Source organism: Rhizobium sp. CG4 (assembly GCF_023701965.1).
Lineage (GTDB): Bacteria > Pseudomonadota > Alphaproteobacteria > Rhizobiales > Rhizobiaceae > Agrobacterium.
Map to the genome: position 1 here is coordinate 596,719 of NZ_JABAEG010000002.1, position 16,541 is coordinate 613,259.

The 16,541-nt window shown below is 55.5% G+C and carries 21 protein-coding genes and 2 pseudogenes; 22 read left to right on the forward strand and 1 reads right to left on the reverse strand.

The features are described from left to right. Window positions 1-391: 391 nt before the first annotated feature. The 19 genes and pseudogenes from HGO37_RS08015 to HGO37_RS08105 all read left to right on the forward strand — a co-directional run bounded on the left by HGO37_RS08015 (window position 392) and on the right by HGO37_RS08105 (window position 12,403). Window positions 392-574, forward strand: a complete 183-nt coding sequence (locus tag HGO37_RS08015) for a hypothetical protein (RefSeq protein ID WP_250982875.1) — start codon at window positions 392-394, stop codon at window positions 572-574. An 81-nt stretch (window positions 575-655) separates the two neighbouring features. Continuing rightward, the gene (locus HGO37_RS08020) at window positions 656-853 is read left to right on the forward strand and encodes a hypothetical protein (protein WP_250982876.1); all 198 of its coding nucleotides are present in this window, start codon (window positions 656-658) and stop codon (window positions 851-853) included. A gap of 63 nt (window positions 854-916) precedes the next feature. Continuing rightward, window positions 917-1,114, forward strand: a complete 198-nt coding sequence (locus tag HGO37_RS08025) for a hypothetical protein (protein ID WP_250982877.1) — start codon at window positions 917-919, stop codon at window positions 1,112-1,114. A 287-nt stretch (window positions 1,115-1,401) separates the two neighbouring features. Further along, window positions 1,402-1,596 (forward strand): hypothetical protein, encoded by a 195-nt coding sequence (locus HGO37_RS08030; protein ID WP_250982878.1) that lies wholly within the window; start codon window positions 1,402-1,404, stop codon window positions 1,594-1,596. Further along, on the forward strand, window positions 1,593-1,871 hold the full coding sequence (locus tag HGO37_RS08035) for a hypothetical protein (RefSeq protein ID WP_250982879.1): 279 nt from the start codon (window positions 1,593-1,595) through the stop codon (window positions 1,869-1,871). Before HGO37_RS08030 ends, HGO37_RS08035 begins: the two co-directional genes overlap by 4 nt. Next, on the forward strand, window positions 1,871-2,941 hold the full coding sequence (locus tag HGO37_RS08040; protein WP_250982880.1) for a DUF5131 family protein: 1,071 nt from the start codon (window positions 1,871-1,873) through the stop codon (window positions 2,939-2,941). The genes HGO37_RS08035 and HGO37_RS08040 overlap by 1 nt, the downstream gene beginning before the upstream one ends. Beyond that, window positions 2,938-3,606: a hypothetical protein gene (locus HGO37_RS08045; protein ID WP_250982881.1), complete on the forward strand. Its 669-nt coding sequence runs from the start codon at window positions 2,938-2,940 to the stop codon at window positions 3,604-3,606. Before HGO37_RS08040 ends, HGO37_RS08045 begins: the two co-directional genes overlap by 4 nt. Beyond that, a complete protein-coding gene (locus HGO37_RS08050) occupies window positions 3,593-4,069 on the forward strand; it encodes a hypothetical protein (RefSeq protein WP_250982882.1) in 477 nt (158 codons plus the stop codon). Before HGO37_RS08045 ends, HGO37_RS08050 begins: the two co-directional genes overlap by 14 nt. Further along, complete coding sequence (locus HGO37_RS08055; RefSeq protein WP_250982883.1) at window positions 4,066-4,608, forward strand: hypothetical protein; 543 nt, start codon at window positions 4,066-4,068, stop codon at window positions 4,606-4,608. Before HGO37_RS08050 ends, HGO37_RS08055 begins: the two co-directional genes overlap by 4 nt. Continuing rightward, complete coding sequence (locus HGO37_RS08060) at window positions 4,605-4,790, forward strand: hypothetical protein (protein WP_250982884.1); 186 nt, start codon at window positions 4,605-4,607, stop codon at window positions 4,788-4,790. The genes HGO37_RS08055 and HGO37_RS08060 overlap by 4 nt, the downstream gene beginning before the upstream one ends. Next, on the forward strand, window positions 4,790-5,311 hold the full coding sequence (locus HGO37_RS08065) for a hypothetical protein (RefSeq protein ID WP_250982885.1): 522 nt from the start codon (window positions 4,790-4,792) through the stop codon (window positions 5,309-5,311). The genes HGO37_RS08060 and HGO37_RS08065 overlap by 1 nt, the downstream gene beginning before the upstream one ends. Next, a complete protein-coding gene (locus tag HGO37_RS08070) occupies window positions 5,311-5,511 on the forward strand; it encodes a hypothetical protein (RefSeq protein ID WP_250982886.1) in 201 nt (66 codons plus the stop codon). The genes HGO37_RS08065 and HGO37_RS08070 overlap by 1 nt, the downstream gene beginning before the upstream one ends. A 381-nt stretch (window positions 5,512-5,892) precedes the next feature. Further along, on the forward strand, window positions 5,893-6,156 hold the full coding sequence (locus HGO37_RS08075) for a hypothetical protein (protein ID WP_192487516.1): 264 nt from the start codon (window positions 5,893-5,895) through the stop codon (window positions 6,154-6,156). A 472-nt stretch (window positions 6,157-6,628) separates the two neighbouring features. Further along, window positions 6,629-7,021 (forward strand): annotated as a pseudogene (locus HGO37_RS08080) (flagellin N-terminal helical domain-containing protein); the annotation flags it as partial. Window positions 7,022-8,023: 1,002 nt separating this feature from the next. After that, a pseudogene (locus HGO37_RS08085) lies at window positions 8,024-8,338 on the forward strand (flagellin); the annotation flags it as partial. A gap of 164 nt (window positions 8,339-8,502) precedes the next feature. Then, the gene (locus HGO37_RS08090; protein WP_192487515.1) at window positions 8,503-9,540 is read left to right on the forward strand and encodes a cysteine synthase A; all 1,038 of its coding nucleotides are present in this window, start codon (window positions 8,503-8,505) and stop codon (window positions 9,538-9,540) included. 12 nt (window positions 9,541-9,552) lie between these two features. Then, on the forward strand, window positions 9,553-10,290 hold the full coding sequence (locus HGO37_RS08095; RefSeq protein WP_250982887.1) for an alanyl-tRNA editing protein: 738 nt from the start codon (window positions 9,553-9,555) through the stop codon (window positions 10,288-10,290). A gap of 19 nt (window positions 10,291-10,309) precedes the next feature. Further along, a complete protein-coding gene (gene sseA / locus HGO37_RS26480) occupies window positions 10,310-11,731 on the forward strand; it encodes a 3-mercaptopyruvate sulfurtransferase (RefSeq protein ID WP_250982888.1) in 1,422 nt (473 codons plus the stop codon). Window positions 11,732-11,851: 120 nt separating this feature from the next. Beyond that, a complete protein-coding gene (locus HGO37_RS08105; protein WP_250982889.1) occupies window positions 11,852-12,403 on the forward strand; it encodes an OmpA family protein in 552 nt (183 codons plus the stop codon). Between the two features lie 57 nt (window positions 12,404-12,460). Here HGO37_RS08105 and HGO37_RS08110 read toward each other — a convergent pair whose 3' ends face one another. After that, window positions 12,461-13,360 carry a DUF4344 domain-containing metallopeptidase gene (locus HGO37_RS08110; RefSeq protein ID WP_250982890.1) on the reverse strand — a complete coding sequence of 300 codons (900 nt, stop codon included), beginning with the start codon at window positions 13,358-13,360 and terminating at the stop codon, window positions 12,461-12,463. Between the two features lie 157 nt (window positions 13,361-13,517). On the opposite strand from HGO37_RS08110, the gene HGO37_RS08115 reads away from it, so the two are divergent. From HGO37_RS08115 to HGO37_RS08125, 3 genes are all read left to right on the forward strand, one after another. Beyond that, window positions 13,518-13,985 carry a DUF1203 domain-containing protein gene (locus tag HGO37_RS08115; RefSeq protein WP_250982891.1) on the forward strand — a complete coding sequence of 156 codons (468 nt, stop codon included), beginning with the start codon at window positions 13,518-13,520 and terminating at the stop codon, window positions 13,983-13,985. Between the two features lie 84 nt (window positions 13,986-14,069). Then, window positions 14,070-14,405, forward strand: coding sequence for a PilZ domain-containing protein (locus HGO37_RS08120; protein WP_192487509.1), 336 nt, complete (start codon window positions 14,070-14,072; stop codon window positions 14,403-14,405). A gap of 129 nt (window positions 14,406-14,534) precedes the next feature. Beyond that, window positions 14,535-16,526, forward strand: coding sequence for a bifunctional 2',3'-cyclic-nucleotide 2'-phosphodiesterase/3'-nucleotidase (locus tag HGO37_RS08125; RefSeq protein WP_250982892.1), 1,992 nt, complete (start codon window positions 14,535-14,537; stop codon window positions 16,524-16,526). Window positions 16,527-16,541: the final 15 nt, after the last annotated feature.

The window sequence follows — 16,541 nt, forward strand, 5'->3', positions numbered from 1 at the left end:
ATTTCCTAACACTGCACTTTCTAGGAACTCGTCGACGTCTGCTGGCGCATCGTCGACACGCGGCACCTCTACGCTCTTTGCGGTCTCTCGATAGCAGTTTTCACAACGAATCGACAATTCGTAAGTCCGAAAAACACCGCAATCCGCCAGCACGTTCACACCCCACACAGCGTTTGTTCTCTTTGCGTTCACGTTATCTTTGTTTTCCAGGCGTTGTCGAGTCGATTCCACAATATGGAATTTATTTCCATTTTCTATCTTGACTAATTTTGAGTTGGAATTATTTTCCATATTCAGTCAAGCCTAACTACACGGCTTGGCGAATAGACCGGGCAGCGTGTTCCCCCTTTCCCTGCGCTGTCCGGTCTCCCTTCAAGGATGGAGAGAAGCCATGAACGAACGCACACCGGCAGAACGCAAGATCATCAAGGAAATGGCAGACGAGATGCTGCGCCTTGGTGAAGGCTGCACAGAACGCCAGATGCTCCTGAAATTCACCCAGGCGCAAATCAACACCTACAGCGAAGAAGCCCGCACGATCGCCAACCGGCTGTCGCAGCGCGAAGCCGCATGACCCCGCATCCCTTTCGGTGACCGCCTCTGCCCGAGGCGGCATCCGAAACGGATCGCCGTTTCTCATCTGATGGAGACAATCATGGAAGCTTCGAGCAAAAAAGAAACCGCCTACAGCCTGAATGACAATGTGAAACTGCGCCGCTCGCAAGAAGAAGGCCAAGTAATTGGCGTCGCACAGTACTCTCGTGGTCGACCATCATTCCTCGTCGAGTACGTGACGGCCGACGGACGCCAGACTGATGGCTGGTTCGACGAGGATGCTCTTTCGGTCTGGTGACCCAGCATCCCTTTCGGTGACCGCCTCTGCCCGAGGCGGCATCCGAAACGGATGGAGGTTCCCATGTACCAGCTTTCCCCGATGTACCCACTCAACCGCCAGCAGCTCGGCACCTTCAAGAAGCAGCCGCAGCCCTATGGCCGGTTCTTTCTGGCCTGCGTCACCGCCACGCTGTTGCTTGGCCTGTTTGGCGGCATCGCACTTTGCGCAACCCGCATCACCGAAATCGAACGCATGCACGCCGCTGCGGCGCGCGTCTAACCACAAGCGCAGCAATAGCCAAGGCTAAGAGGGATAGGAAATGAGCGAGGAAGTCTACTGGTTCGGTACAGAGGATCAAGAGCAAAGAGAATTGGCTAAGGCTTGCAAGGCTCGTTGCCGACAATACGGAAAATCTGACTGCCCCCGCCCTGATCATTGGTGCGCAGAGTGTGAGCACGATCAGGCGGTTGCTATGCGCACCACAGACCCATCCCAAATAGCCGCCATCAAGCGTGGTGATTTCAACTAAATCCAGCGGTCTTGCCGCGAAAATCGGAGCCATGCCCATGACGGCGCTCACAATCCACATCGACGAGAAAACCGAGGCCAGACTGCGCAAGGTGTCTGAAGAAATGGCCCGCGACGTTCACGTTCTCGCGGAATGCGCAGTCTCCGAGGCGGTGCTGGACTATTTCCGCCACCGCCAGGACGACCCCGCACGAGACAACAGCCCACGGCCAGCAGGAGAAACCCTGCAATGATCGTGCGCGCCTCACCCAACAACACCAAACTGCCGCCCGCACCTAAACTGCAGGAACTGGTCAATCAGGGTTACGGACGTAACCAGATCGCGGCCATGTATGACGTCTCGCTCGATCACGCCCGCAAAATCCTCAAGGAATGCGGCATCATCGCACCGCGCAGCCGGGATCCGAACGCGCAATCACCAACCCCCATCATGACGCTTTACGTTGAAGGCAGGCCTGTAACCCTGCCCCGCGTCTCGATGATTTCCGACATGGAGAAATACGCGTAATGGGCGACACCACCAACATTTCGTGGGCGGACATGACATTCAATCCGTGGATTGGATGCACCCGCATTTCCCCGGCTTGCGATGGCTGTTACGCCGCGCACCTCATGGAAAGCCGCATGGGCCGCGCCGTATGGGGCGGACCGGGCAAAGGTAACGGCACTAGAGCCCGCACCAGCGAAGCAAACTGGAAAAAACCGCTCGCGTGGAATGCCGCTGCTGAGAAGGACGGAACACGGCCGTTTGTATTTTGCTCATCACTCGCCGACGTCTTTGACAACGTGGTGCCCCCGGCTTGGCGACAGGACTTGTTTGAACTCATTCGCGCGACACCGCATCTGGTCTGGCTTTTACTCACAAAGCGCCCGCAGAACATCTCAAAGATGGCCGAAACAGCAGGCGGGCTTCCGCCAAATGCGGCGATAGGCTCCACCGTCGAAGACCAGCAACGCGCCGATATCAATGTCCCGGCGTTGCTGCAGGCCAGCATTGATCTTTGGAGCACCAAAACCCGTCCGTTGTTCCTGTTTTTGTCCTGCGAGCCGATGATCGGCCCTATCGATCTCACGGCATTCAAGGAATATCCGGGATCCGAATACCACGTCGACGCGCTGCGCGGCAAAGTCTGGATGGATCCGGACAAAAACAACGTTCCCGGCACCAGCCACGTAAAGGACGGTCGAGACTACGTTGGTTTGCACCACAGCGTTCAGTGGGTAATCGCTGGCGGCGAAACTGACCAGGGCGAACATAAGGCGCGCCCTACGCACCCGGATTGGCTGCGCAACTTGCGCGACCAGTGCGCAGAAGCTGGTGTTGCTTTCCACTTCAAGCAGTGGGGCGAGTGGACACCCGGCGAAAACGTTCCGCATACCGTTCGCGGACGCAGGCCGTCCGCTCACTACTGGGCAGGCGAGTGGGATATCGGGTCGACCAATATGCGCGACCCGGAAGATGGCTGGATGGACGAGCCTGACACCTACCGCATTGGCAAAAAACTCACAGGCCGGAAGCTCGACGGCGTTGAACATCTTGCCCGCCCTGACGTGCAGTCGAAAGCAGGTGTGGCATGACTGATCGTCCGATCCTGTTTTCCGCCCCAATGGTCCGCGCGCTGCTCAACGGCACCAAGTCGCAAACCCGGCGCATCATCAAGCCGCAACCAACTGCCTACGGCCTTGTGCCCCTCGGCGACGCCGTGATCAATGCCGCCGAGTGGCAGATCAGACAGAGCGGCCACATTAGAATCGCCGCTGGCGACCGTCTTTGGGTACGCGAGAGTTGGAAACCTCACAGCACATTCGATCATCTTTCGCCCAGAAATATGCCCGAAAGCACAGTCTTTTATCTTGCCGACGACAAATACTCGCCATCAGGTTCTCGCGGACGCCCCGGCATCCACATGCCGCGATGGGCCTCGCGCCTGACCCTCTCAGTCACGGACGTTCGCGTAGAGCGCCTGCAGGATATCAGCGAGGCCGACGCCGTTGCAGAAGGCGCGCCTCTAGATCCTGATCACCGCGACGCAACGCAGGACGACAGCAATCCGCACATGGTGCGCGTGAACGCTTGGACGCGCATTTCACCGGTCGCCTGGTATCACAGGCTTTGGAATGAGATCAACGGCCCCGGATCGTGGGACGCCAATCCGTGGGTCGTCGCATACACCTTCACTGTCCATCCTCACAACATTGACGAGCTGGAACGTAAACAAGGAGCCAGCGATGCAAAGCAATAAGGCCACAGACGGCGGGAAATTCAAACTTCCACCGATGCTCGACGAGCTTTACGAACACTACCCAGCAATGTCTGCGCAAGCGCATCAGGACTTAGTGAAAGACTATGCCCGGACAGCGGTTGCCAAAGCACTGCTCGACCATGCGAATGTCTTAGCAGTGATGACATCAGATGCAGTGAACGATGTAATTGCTGAGCGTAAACGACAGGTCGAAGTCGAGGGCTTTGACGCCAGCCACGATGACATGGCAACCAATGGCCAGCTGGCCGATGCAGCTATGTGCTACGCCCATCAAAAGTACAAACGCATTTACTGGAGCGCGCCGCACTGGTGGCCATGGGATCTGAAATGGTGGAAACCCACCACCCCGCGCCGCGACTTTGTGAAGGCCGCCTCCCTTTTGATTGCTGAAATTGAGCGTCTCGATCGCGCAGAAGCTCGAAAGCTGGAGGGTGGCCAATGAGCAACATAACCCTTTGGATGCCTGAGCGCGACGTGGTCCTTCACCAGGCGCTGGGCAAGTTAGCCGAGGAGTGCAACGAGCTGGCCAAGATCGCCACGCGCTGCATGATCCAAGGCTTTGAGGAATACGATCCATCGACTGACAAACCCAACCGCACACAGCTGATGGAGGAAGTTGCCGACGTGCGCGCGACCATGCGCTGGCTCTTCGAAGTGTTGGATCAACCGTTCAAAGGCGAAAGCCCACGCGAGACCCGTAAGTTCGACGGATTCATGAAGTGGCAGGCGATGATTGAGGCGGAGATCGCAGCAAAACAAGCCGTCCACACCGCCACCGCAACCACCTACGCGAACGCAATCGAGGTTTTGCAGGAGCTTGCTGACGAAGCCGAGAAATTCGTTGGTCACCTGACTGGTGAGTGGAACGGCGATCTTGGCGCAACCGCTGAAACAAAGGCTGCTGGTGTCGCATCTCATATGATCAACGACTTTCGCGGTCACATTGAGGCTGCGCTGGTCAAGCTGGAGCGTCGCAATTGACCGACGCCTTCGCACAAAATCTTGCTGATTTTCTTGACGCGCTCGACGAGTGGGGATGCGAAGACAATCTGGAGCGCGCGCAGCAGATCCTCGATTTCCAGCGTAGCGGTTACGACATGTCCGAGTATCGGGAACACTCATCGAAAGACGGGCTGATGCGGCCAAAGTCCGAGGTGAATTGATGACAGACATCATGAACCGACAGACAGCAACACCGCTCTACATCGAGGCCAAGCAACTCGCTGGTCTGGCGTCCGACGAGTGGCAGGACACATTCAACACCGAGACACAACAAGCCGAGCTCTGCCTGCGGGACAATCTCACTGGCGAGATATTCCCGATCGCCATTATCAAGCCGGAATGCAGTTACGACGATCGCCGGCTGATGACCCGCGCGCCGCAGATCATGCGCGCCCTGCTTTTCCTGCTGCGGGAATCGTTCAACGAGATCGAGCGGCTAAAGCCAAAACAGAAAGCCAACAAACTGGCGCAGGACTGCGCGATCCATTGCGGCAGACAGGATTTTCGCCGCTTCCTGATCGAGCATCACGAGCTTATCGACTCTGGCGACGACGAACGGGTGAACACCCGCGTGCGCAACATTCTCAACGTCCAGTCGCGCGCTGAGCTCGACAAGGACCAGGACGCGGGGAAACGCTGGATCAGCCTTAAGCAGGCATTCTATCGTTGGAAAGGTCAGTGATGGCCGATTTTGTCTGGAAGGGTGTCCCGCTTAAGCGACTCGAAGAAATGTTGATCTTCATTGCGAAGGTCGTCGACATTAAGGGACCGATCGCGCAGCCGCTGCTCGATCGCATCGAAAGCGAATACCTGCAAGCTGTTGCCGCGCAACAACAAGGCTCACAGTCAGACAGAATACGCAAATTGATAGGAGCCAAATAGGCTACATTTCGGATACAAAACCGACTACTTTTCAATTTTGCCTATAGCTGAAACTAACACAACATACTGATTTTACTCATGCTGGCATAACCGTGTGAGTTCGAAACCACCCCGGCCCGGGGAGCCATTTATCTCTTAAATGGTTGTTCTTTATAGAACACAATATCGCTGAAAACTACCTCACCTTCATATCCGCATTCTGGAAAACTTATTTTCCTTTTGTGAAAATCTTGCAACGGTAACTGACACGCTTTGTCATTATTATCGGCAGGCGATTTTTGCGTTTGAGTCGCTGGCTGGCTAAACACCAACGACAGAGCGTAAAACGCTGCAAGCGGCCCGAGTGGCGGGTTCATCACATCAGAAGCGGAGAATCGCGGAATGACAAAAAAACAAAAAATGGAACACTCCGAGTTTGCCGGTGAGTTTGAAGACGACGGCATCACCGTCCTGGTCGATATCTTCCGCCCTGAAGGCACACAGGGGGACTGGACACTCGAGGTCATCAGCGAGCAGGACGACGTCACGACTTGGGACGAGCCGTTTGCGACCGACAAGGACGCCTGGGAAGAGTTTTTGGCGACCTGTGAAAAGGATGGCATTCGCAGCTTCCTGGATGGCGAAGAAGAGCCGTCTGTTCACTAAGCCCCTATAGGCTGCTTAGTGCTTGCAGGCGGAGATCTCCGCCTGATGCCACCTCCAGCCAATATTCCCGGTCGGGGTTGCCCTGCCCGATCCCTGGCGAAAACAAGCATACTTGCAAAGCCAACAAAAAAGGCCGGACACGGAGTGCCGACCTTCTCGTCCGTTGATCCTGTCAGTGCCGGTACATCCGCGGTCAAAGACGTCAACTGGTACTACCATTAGCGTAGCTTGATGACATAACGATGTCAGTGCTGATTGGTTCCTGCTGTTTTCATTTTTTAGATGACAGTGCAGCGTTCTGCCCGCGACTCTCCGTACAGTCGATAATCCCTTGTTTTTCCATCGCGAAAAATCGGAAGATCGTTATTTCTGACAATTGTAATAAACCATCTATTAACCATAACTGGGGCTCTATGTGGGCTACATTTTCATGCTCATGATGAGCGTCTGAATTCCCCAACAGAGCATACCTATGACCAGCATTCTCACGAACGCTGGAGCGACTTCTGCGCTTCAGACCCTGCGTACGATCGGCTCAAATCTGAACCGAACGCAAAATCAAGTCAGTTCCGGCCTTCGTGTACAGACAGCAGCAGACAATGCGGCTTACTGGTCCATTTCCACCACCATGCGTTCCGACACCATGGCCATTGACGCCGTGACCGATGCGTTGAACCTTGGGGCAGCCAAGGTCGATACGGCCTATGAGGGTCTGGAATCGACCGTCGACATTCTCAAACAGTTCAAGGCAAAACTCGTCACGGCAAAAGAAGACAGCGTCGACCGAACCAAGGTTCAGGAAGAGCTGGCGCAGCTTATCGATCAGGCCAAAAGCGTCTCCGAATCGGCGAGCTTCAGCGGCCAAAACTGGCTGAATACGGATTTCGACGACATCTTTGACAAAGCCCAGTCAATGGACTCCGTCGTTTCGTCCTTTGTCCGAAACAGCAATGGCGGCGTCAGCGTAAAAACAACCGATGTCGACGTGTCCAAACTCACCTTGTTCAACACGACTGGTGACGGCTTGCTGCAAGTCGACTCACGCGCCATTGGGGATATCGGCGGTCTGCGCGATGTGGACTGGGAAAGCTATGAAATGTCCGGCTGGCAATATTTCAACTTTCCGCACAGCGCCACCTTTGGCGCCGCAGACGTCATAACATTCGATTACACGGCAGATGGTAGCGCGCTCGGAGCCGGAACGACCTATACGCTGACAATCGACCGAAGCACCGTCAATGACGCATTGGGTGCAGGCGCCAATGGTTATATCGGCACGGTGCGCGACTGGATGGTGGTTATTTCAAGAGCGACATGGAGCTCACCTCCGCCTTCCGATCCGAGCCGCGGCAGTGGCTTCGGACAGGCCCATAATATCGGTGGCGTTATGCAAACCTACGGTTTCTTTTCTGGAGAAATGGAAGGTCTGCCCGGCTCTTCGGTCAGAATGAGCAATGTCACGTCGACGTTGGCGGGCGGTTACGCATTCGGTCTGAATGCCCCCACCGGTGTTACCGACGGCGAATACGCGGATTTCGGTTTCAATTTCGGCGACAGCTTTCAAATGAAAACCGATGTCGAATTCTATTTCGACCTTTCACTGAACCGTGGAACACCGCAGATGATAAAGGTGACCAAGGATGACGTCGATACGGCACTGGGTATCACGACAGGCGAAGTGAACAATGCGGCCGATATGGCAACCGTGCTTCAGCATGTGCTGACCGGCAAGGGCATATCCAGCGTCACCTCAAGCGGCTCGCGTATCACACTCGACATTGACCAGAGCATGTATCCGGACATGGGGTATCGCTCATCCATAAAGATTTCCGGTGTCTGGGACAATATCGGCAACCCGCCGGATGTGAACCTCGTCGACATGGACATCACCACGCCGTCGGTCGATCTCGACCGCTATATAAGAGTGATCGAAGGCATGACGAAAAAGGTTGTCAGTGCCGCCTCGCTTCTCGGATCAATTCAGACGCGCATCGATCTGCAGCTGGATTTTGCCTCCAAACTTGGCGATTCCATCGACAGCGGCATTGGCCGTCTGGTTGATGCCGACATGAATGAAGCTTCGACACGCCTGAAAGCGCAGCAGACACAGCAGCAGCTTGCCGTACAGGCTCTCTCCATCTCCAACTCCAATAGCGAGAGCCTGCTCTCACTGTTCCGTTAAGCGTCGATCCGCCTACCGCTGATGGAGCCGACAGGATGAAAACCTCGCCCATAAGATGAATTTTGCCCGTTTGAGGCATTCACAGAAACAGAATTTCTTGCCACAACAGGGGTCAATCCGCTCAAAGCAACGGTAATCATACGCGTCCGAAAGAAGGTCGACCCATGACGATACATACCTCTGTTTTGACTGCCATTGGAAACACGCCACTCATTCGCCTGAATGCTGCATCCGAGGCAACAGGGTGCGAAATTCTTGGCAAGGCGGAGTTTCTCAACCCCGGTCAGTCCGTCAAGGACCGTGCTGCGCTGTACATTATTCGCGATGCTGAAAAACGCGGCCTGCTGCGCCCCGGTGGTACGATTGTTGAGGGCACGGCCGGCAATACCGGCATTGGCCTGACGCTTGTTGCCAGAGCGCTTGGATACCGCACCGTTATCGTCATTCCTGAAACACAGAGCCAGGAAAAGAAGGACGCGCTGAAGCTGCTGGGTGCGGAACTGGTGGAAGTGCCAGCTGCCCCCTACTCCAACCCGAACAATTATGTGAAGGTGTCCGGACGTCTGGCCAAGCAGCTTGCTGAAACCGATCCGAACGGCGCCGTGTGGGCAAACCAGTTCGACAACATTGCCAACCGTCAGGCCCATATCGAAACTACCGCGCCTGAAATCTGGGACCAGACGGATGGTAAGGTTGATGGCTTTATCTGCGCTGTTGGCTCCGGCGGCACGCTGGCTGGCGTTGCCGATGGTCTTCGTGATTTCAACCCTGACATCAAGATCGGCATTGCCGACCCCGATGGTGCGGCACTTTATGAATATTACAAAAATGGCACACTGAAATCCGAAGGTAACTCCATTACCGAAGGTATCGGTCAGGGCCGCATCACCGCCAACTTGCAAGACTTCACACCGGATTTCGCCTACCGAATTTCTGATGCGGAAGCCCTGCCCGTTTTGTTTGATCTCGTCACCAAGGAAGGCCTATGCCTTGGTGGTTCAACCGGCATTAACATTGCCGGTGCAATTCGCCTTGCCCGAGACCTCGGTCCGGGGCATACAATCGTCACCATTCTGTGTGACTACGGTAACCGTTACCAGTCGAAGCTCTACAATCCCGCATTCCTGCGGTCCAAGGGGCTTCCTGTTCCGGCCTGGCTCACAGGGAAAAGCGATATATCTGTCCCGTATGAAACCACATAAGGTGCCTAGACTATGCCAGTGAATGCCCTCTTTCGTGATGATTTTTACCTTTCCACCTGCGAGGCAACGGTAACAGACATTCACGAAGACGGGGGCATTGAGCTGGACCAGACCTGCTTTTACGCCACCTCTGGCGGTCAACCTGGCGACACCGGTTTTCTGGAGCGTGCTGACGGCTCCAGAATTCAGCTTGGGCAAACCAAACACGGTCAGGACAAGAGCATTATTATCCACGTTCCGCTTGAAGGACAGGAAAGTGTGGCACCCGGTGAAAAGGTCGTGCTGCATGTGGACTGGGAGCGCCGATACAAGCTGATGCGGATGCATACCGCCTGTCATCTTCTGTCCGTTGTCTGCCAATGGCCGATTACTGGTGCCGCAGTTGGCGAAGACGAATCGCGTGTTGACTTCGACATGTCGGAAACCATCGACAAGGACGAGGTATCGGCCAAGCTAATGGAACTGGTCAATGCCGACCATCCGGTTTTCCTGCAGTGGATCACCGACGAGGAATTGCAGGCCAATCCCGGCATCGTCAAATCCAAGAATGTGCGCCCACCCGTTGGTCTCGGCCGTGTCAGTCTTGTGTGCATAGGTGAGAACTCGGCAATTGACAGCCAGCCCTGCGGTGGAACACATGTCTCCAAGACACATGAAGTCGGTGAGATACACATCGCCAAGATAGAAAAGAAGGGCAAGGAAAACCGGCGTTTTCGCATCCGTTTCGGTGCGCCCGATTCCGCAGCCTGAACAGCAGGGAGACTAGATCGTGAGCAACGAAAAAAGTCGTTTCGTCGTGTCGGCGGACTGGGTGAACAAACAGCTTGGGGCACCTGAGTTCCGTGTCGTCGACGCATCCTGGTATCTTCCAGCCCACAAGCGCAATGGTGCCGACGAATATGCCAAGGGCCATATTCCCGGTGCCGTGTTTTTTGATCAGGACGTGATTGCGGATCACACCACTGGCCTGCCGCATTCCCTGCCCTCGCCGGAATATTTTGCCGAGCAGGTTGGCAAACTTGGCATCCAGGAAACCGATACGATCGTCGTTTACGATGGCCCCGGATTCTTCTCTGCACCGCGTGTATGGTGGATGCTGCGTGTGATGGGTGCCGAAAGCGTTTACGTGCTGGATGGTGGCCTCGACGGCTGGAAAGCGCAAAACCTGCCGCTTGAAACCGACCTGCCAGAACCGCCAGTCGTCAGCTTTATCCCGCACTTCCAGAAAAATCGTGTCACGTCACTGGACGAAATGCGTAGTGTTGTCGACGCCGGTAGCAAGCAGATTGCCGACGCGCGTGGCGCTGGCCGCTTTACCGGCGACGAGGCCGAACCGCGTGCTGGCATGCGCTCCGGCCATATGCCGGGCGCCCGCAGCCTGCCTGCCACGGCGTTTTCGGAAAATGGTCACTTCAAGGATCTGGCGACGCTGCGCAAGATGGTGACGGAAGCCGGCATCGATCTTTCCAAGCCGGTTGTCACCAGCTGTGGTTCCGGCGTGACGGCAGCGGTTATCACGCTGGCGCTTGAATCGCTTGGCCACAAGACCAACAGCCTTTTCGATGGCTCCTGGTCGCAGTGGGGTAGCCTTGATGACACGCCAGTGGTCACCGGCCCTGCCGAGCCGATCGCAGCCCGAGAAAGTGATCCGCTGAAAGCCCATGTCACGCAGCTTGAAATGACGGCTGCGCCAAAGATCAGCATTGCGGTTCCGGTCAACATCCAGACCGCGATCATGCGTGCCCCGAACATCCCGCTGCATTTTTACCGCTACCTGTACTGGCGGGTCGGCAAACGCTGGCACTGGCAAAAACGCATGCGCATGAGCGACGCGGAACTTGGCGCCATTTTGAGCGACCCGAAAAACAGCGTCTGCGTGCTGTATATGAACGGCTCGCCTGCCGGTTTCTTCGAGCTATACAAGCGCGACGATGACGTGACCCAGCTTTCCTATTTCGGCCTGTTCGAAGAAGCGATTGGCGCTGGCATCGGCAAATGGTTCCTGTTGCAGGCACTCTATGCCGCCTGGCAGGACAATCCGAAAAAAGTCACCGTTACCACCAACACGCTCGACCACCCGCGTGCGCTGCAGCTTTACCAGATGATGGGCTTCTCGCCTGTCGGCACCTATCAGGCCTGGGTTCAGCCGCTGAGCGAGGCGGAATTGCTCAATATCGCCGTTCAGAACTGATCACTGACGGCGGATTGCACTATTAACCAGTTTGAACCGGCGGCAACCGCCGGTTCAGGTTTCCTTCAGGTTGTGCGTGGCAGTTTGCCCGCGACAATAACGAGTTAAAGGAAACCAGCCATGAACCGTCGATCTTTCCTGACTGCACTTGCTGCCACAGCGTTTGTTCCGGCAGTTGCCAGTGCGCAGGAAACTCCATCTTCCGGCACCATCATGCGCCGTCTTGAGGCAGCACCGTCGCGCCGAATGCGTCCCGAAGAGCGCGTGACCATCCAGGAATTCAAACGCCGGCCGGAACTGCGCCGCAGCGCCCCTTCCATCGACATTCAGTCCATCAATTTCGCCTTCGGTTCGGCTGAAATTCCCCGTTCGGAATATCGTAAAGTACGCGAGATCGGCGTTGCGCTGGAACAGATCCTTCGCCGCCGTCGCGGAGCACGTTTCCTTATTGAGGGTCACACAGACGCGGTTGGTTCTGAGGCTTCCAACCAGGTCCTGTCGGAACGTCGCGCAGAATCACTAAAATGGCTGCTGGTGCAGGAATTCCGTGTACCGCCACGGGCGCTGGAAACCGTGGGTTATGGCGAAAGCTATCTGCTTGTTAACACGCAGTTTGAAGAGTGGCGCAACCGTCGCGTTACGCTGCGTCGTATCGACGAATTCCTGCGCTAATCCGATCAGGATGAGCGTCACGCATATGGGCATGCCTCATATGCGTGACGCATTGTTTTATTGTCTGGTGAGACCAACAACAGTCGCATCATCGCTTTCGGTTTCACTTTGCGGCTGGGTTTCGTCAGCGGCATTGTTCAAGAAGTAATTGGCGACCAGTTCGCCGTGGAACTTGGCGAACTCATAACAAAAGGTGATCTCGCGGTCTTTTGCCGACCAGAAGGCATTCGCCTGACCGCATTGTTTCGCGGTCAACTTGATACCGTCCTTGATATTATAGAGGCCGGAAAAGGAGTTACCGATCAATTCCAGCAGTTTCGATTCCTTGACGATGGTTTGAAACAACTCAAGGCTTGGGTCGGTGATCGGCTCGTAGGTAATTTCAAACTTCGTGCTGGCATTGGCTGTCGCCTCATGCGGCTTCAGAAGCGTATTCCAGCTGCGCACTTTCTGCGGATATTCCGAGATGCACTCCTCGCGGCGGTCCTCAGGAAACTCCAGAGAATCAATAAATTCCTTGAAGTTCTTGTAGTCGTGGCCGGCCATCGAGCAGGCAATGGCCCAGCCACGCTGTTCGTCCAAACCGTGGGCGCCCCAGAAGGCCTGTTCCTCTTCTGCGTCCGCTGCCGCTTCGCTCGACAGGAACCAGCCATCGGCTGCATCGATAATGGCCTGATCGAGCAGGTCATCATCAGCCTCCAGCATCAGGATCGACGACAGATTATCAACCGCGTCTTCCTCTCGACCCAGCACAGGCAGGTCAAACTCGGAAACCAGCATGTGGCCGGCTTCGTGGTAGAGAATAAAGATACCGTTGCCGACAACGAACTGTACCATTTCCTCGATCTGCTGATCCGTCAGCTTTTCGAAGTCGGGACTATCCTGTGCCGAAACGTTCCATGCGGGAAATACAGCCACCAACGCAGAAATAAAAAACGCAAAAATACTGTGCGGCATAAGGCGCTCCGGGCCGTGCATGAAAGTTTCGCAAATAGAGCATCAAAGCACATGAGTCTGACAATGGGCTTTTCCCGGTCACACACAAGAATCGGGTGGCCGGGCGATGCTTTGCGGCGCATAGCGACAAAGCAGCAACGCATTTGGAGCCACTGACATGAACACAATTCTGTTTACCGCCATGCCGACTGAAGAGGCTGATGCATTTCGGGCCGGGCGCAATGATGCCTATGGCAACCCCGCCGAACGCTCGGTCTCATCAGGCGGCATGCCCTGCCGCCATTGCCTTGGTGAAATTGCTGAGGGAGAAGCGATGCTCCTCCTCGCCTACCGGCCGTTTAACGACCTGCAACCCTATGCCGAGACCGGGCCGATCTTTATCCACGAGCGGTCATGCCCTCGCTACGAGGCAAGCGAGGTTTTGCCGCCGATGCTTGAAAGTGCTGACTATATCGTGCGCGGTTATGGCCCTGATGACCGCATCGTGTACGGCACCGGTGCAGTGACACCGACACCGGAGATTTCACAACGTGCCGCCAGCCTGTTTGAACGGCCGGAGATTGCCTATGTGCATGTCCGTTCGGCCCGCAACAATTGTTACCAGTGCCGAATAGATCGCGGTTAGGTTTAATTTTACGCATCGTTCTAAATGGCATGTAAGAATTATCTGCAATGATACCCGTAGCTTAAACTGGGTCGGGTAGACACTATGACAGGTAACATGACGATGCAGACGCGCAGTGCAAAGCGCGAGCAAACCCGCATCTATGCCACGGTGCATTATTTCAACCAATCCGTTGCCGGGCGCGTCGTCGACCTGTCGGCAACGGGTATCGCCATTGAATTGCAGGGGCCATTTACGGCATCCAAAGGCAGCCGGGTGAAAATCCAGAGTGACGATCTTGGTTTCATCGAGGGTGAAGTACAGTGGCATCACATGAACCGGCTGGGTGTTCAATTAAAAATGTCCACCAACACGCTGGCGCAGGTTTCGTCTTATTTCCGGTTCTTCCATCAGGAGGTCAAGCCGACCCTCGCCCGTTAGTTGCACAAAGACATTATGCACATTTAAAAATTTCGGGAAAAAGACGTTTCGTCATTTTCCTGATGCACTCATCTGAGAATGGCCTTAGGCTGGTTTCAGGTCAGCCCAAGATCACATCAAGGAGTTCCCATGTCTTCGTCGCTGTTCGCGCTTCATCCCATCACACGGAGGTCGCTACTGGGAGGTATAGCTGCCTCCTCCGCGCTCGTCATGCTGCACCCGTTTGCAGCGCGTGCGCAGGGTAATCAGGCTCATCTGCGCATTATGGAAACCACAGATATTCACGTCCATGTGTTCCCGTATGACTATTATGCCGACAAGCCGAATGACACGATGGGTCTTGCACGTACGGCCACGATCATGGATTCGATCCGTGCCGAAGCTGGCAACTCCATGCTGGTTGACAATGGTGACTTCCTGCAGGGCAACCCGCTTGGCGACTTCATCGCCTATGAGCGTGGTATGAAGGCCGGCGACAAGCACCCTGTCATCAACGCCATGAATGTTCTGGGTTACGATTGTGGCACGCTGGGCAACCACGAGTTCAACTACGGCCTGGACTACATGTCCAACACACTGGCGGGTGCCAATTTCCCTTATGTCTGTGCCAACGTGACCAAAGGTCAGCTGGCCAGCGACCCGAAGCAGGATGATCTGTTCTTCAAGCCCTATGTCATTCTTGAAAAGAAGATCAAGGATGGTGCTGGCAAGGAAAGCCCGATCAAGATTGGCATTATCGGTTTCGTTCCACCACAGATCATGCAGTGGGATGCCAAGAACCTTGAAGGCAAGGCGCAGACCCGCGATATCGTGGAAGCTGCCAAGGCCTGGGTGCCTGCCATGAAGGAAGAAGGCGCCGACATCATCATCGCGCTGTCGCACTCCGGCATTGACGGTAAGGGCCAGACCGAGCGCATGGAAAATGCGTCGCTCTATCTGGCTGGCGTTGAAGGTATTGATGCCATCTTCACCGGTCACCAGCATCTGGTCTTCCCCGGCCCCAAGACCTGGGACGGCATTGAGGGCGTTGATCCCGTCAAGGGAACGCTGATGGGCAAGCCAACCGTCATGGGCGGCTTCTGGGGGTCGCATTTGGGCCTGATCGACCTGCTGCTCGAAAAAGACGGCAAGGCGTGGAAGATCGTCGACTTCACAACGGAAGCGCGCCCGATCTACCATCGCGATGACAAGCGCAAGATCGTTGCGGATGTCGAAAGCAAACAGGCGGTTCTGGAAGCCGTAAAGGCCGACCATGAAGCGACACTTGATTATGTGCGCCGTCCGGTTGGCAAGACCTCTGCTCCGCTCTACTCCTATTTCGCACTGGTTGCGGATGATCCATCTGTACAGATCGTTTCCAATGCGCAGACCTGGTACATCAAAGACATGCTGAAAGAGACGGAATACAAGGATTATCCGGTTCTTTCCGCAGCCGCGCCGTTCAAGGCTGGCGGTCGTGGTGGTGCAGAATATTATACGGATGTCGCAGCGGGTGATATCGCCATCAAAAATGTGGCCGATCTCTACCTCTATCCTAATACGGTGCAGGCCGTGCTGATTACCGGTGCGCAGGTCAAGAACTGGCTGGAAATGTCTGCGGGCATGTTCAACACGGTTGAAGTGGGTTCCAAGGACGCTCCGCTGCTCAACCCGGAATTCCCGTCCTATAATTACGACGTCATTGACGGCGTGACCTACCAGATCGATGTCTCGAAACCCGCAAAATACGACAAGGATGGCAAGGCGGTAACGCCTGAAAGCAATCGTATCGTCAACCTGCAGTTCAACGGCAAGCCCATCGATCCCGAGCAGAAGTTCGTGGTTGCGACCAACAACTACCGCGCCAGCGGCGGCGGCAAGTTCCCTGACATCGCCACTGACAAGATCATCTTCGAGGCACCGGATACCAACCGCGATGTGATCGTGCGTTACATCGTTGATCAGGGAACAATCAACCCAGAGGCTGATGCCAACTGGTCGTTTGCGCCTGTTGCCAACACCACCGCAACGTTCGAAACCGGCCCGAAGGGCCGTCAGTATGCGGACCACGTGAAAGGCGCAAAGATCGAGGAAGCCGGAGACGGTGCAGAAGGTTTTGCAAAGTTCCGCCTGATCCTCTGATCAAGGTGACTGCAT

What these genes read in the sequence shown, in the direction of transcription:
- HGO37_RS08015 (WP_250982875.1), top strand. Translation starts at nt 392, where the DNA reads ATGAACGAACGCACACCGGCAGAACGCAAGATCATCAAGGAAATGGCA.
- HGO37_RS08020 (WP_250982876.1), top strand. Translation starts at nt 656, where the DNA reads ATGGAAGCTTCGAGCAAAAAAGAAACCGCCTACAGCCTGAATGACAAT.
- HGO37_RS08025 (WP_250982877.1), top strand. Translation starts at nt 917, where the DNA reads ATGTACCAGCTTTCCCCGATGTACCCACTCAACCGCCAGCAGCTCGGC.
- HGO37_RS08030 (WP_250982878.1), top strand. Translation starts at nt 1,402, where the DNA reads ATGACGGCGCTCACAATCCACATCGACGAGAAAACCGAGGCCAGACTG.
- HGO37_RS08035 (WP_250982879.1), top strand. Translation starts at nt 1,593, where the DNA reads ATGATCGTGCGCGCCTCACCCAACAACACCAAACTGCCGCCCGCACCT.
- HGO37_RS08040 (WP_250982880.1), top strand. Translation starts at nt 1,871, where the DNA reads ATGGGCGACACCACCAACATTTCGTGGGCGGACATGACATTCAATCCG.
- HGO37_RS08045 (WP_250982881.1), top strand. Translation starts at nt 2,938, where the DNA reads ATGACTGATCGTCCGATCCTGTTTTCCGCCCCAATGGTCCGCGCGCTG.
- HGO37_RS08050 (WP_250982882.1), top strand. Translation starts at nt 3,593, where the DNA reads ATGCAAAGCAATAAGGCCACAGACGGCGGGAAATTCAAACTTCCACCG.
- HGO37_RS08055 (WP_250982883.1), top strand. Translation starts at nt 4,066, where the DNA reads ATGAGCAACATAACCCTTTGGATGCCTGAGCGCGACGTGGTCCTTCAC.
- HGO37_RS08065 (WP_250982885.1), top strand. Translation starts at nt 4,790, where the DNA reads ATGACAGACATCATGAACCGACAGACAGCAACACCGCTCTACATCGAG.
- HGO37_RS08070 (WP_250982886.1), top strand. Translation starts at nt 5,311, where the DNA reads ATGGCCGATTTTGTCTGGAAGGGTGTCCCGCTTAAGCGACTCGAAGAA.
- HGO37_RS08075 (WP_192487516.1), top strand. Translation starts at nt 5,893, where the DNA reads ATGACAAAAAAACAAAAAATGGAACACTCCGAGTTTGCCGGTGAGTTT.
- HGO37_RS08090 (WP_192487515.1), top strand. Translation starts at nt 8,503, where the DNA reads ATGACGATACATACCTCTGTTTTGACTGCCATTGGAAACACGCCACTC.
- HGO37_RS08095 (WP_250982887.1), top strand. Translation starts at nt 9,553, where the DNA reads ATGCCAGTGAATGCCCTCTTTCGTGATGATTTTTACCTTTCCACCTGC.
- HGO37_RS08105 (WP_250982889.1), top strand. Translation starts at nt 11,852, where the DNA reads ATGAACCGTCGATCTTTCCTGACTGCACTTGCTGCCACAGCGTTTGTT.
- HGO37_RS08110 (WP_250982890.1), bottom strand. Translation starts at nt 13,360, where the DNA reads ATGCCGCACAGTATTTTTGCGTTTTTTATTTCTGCGTTGGTGGCTGTA.
- HGO37_RS08115 (WP_250982891.1), top strand. Translation starts at nt 13,518, where the DNA reads ATGAACACAATTCTGTTTACCGCCATGCCGACTGAAGAGGCTGATGCA.
- HGO37_RS08120 (WP_192487509.1), top strand. Translation starts at nt 14,070, where the DNA reads ATGACAGGTAACATGACGATGCAGACGCGCAGTGCAAAGCGCGAGCAA.
- HGO37_RS08125 (WP_250982892.1), top strand. Translation starts at nt 14,535, where the DNA reads ATGTCTTCGTCGCTGTTCGCGCTTCATCCCATCACACGGAGGTCGCTA.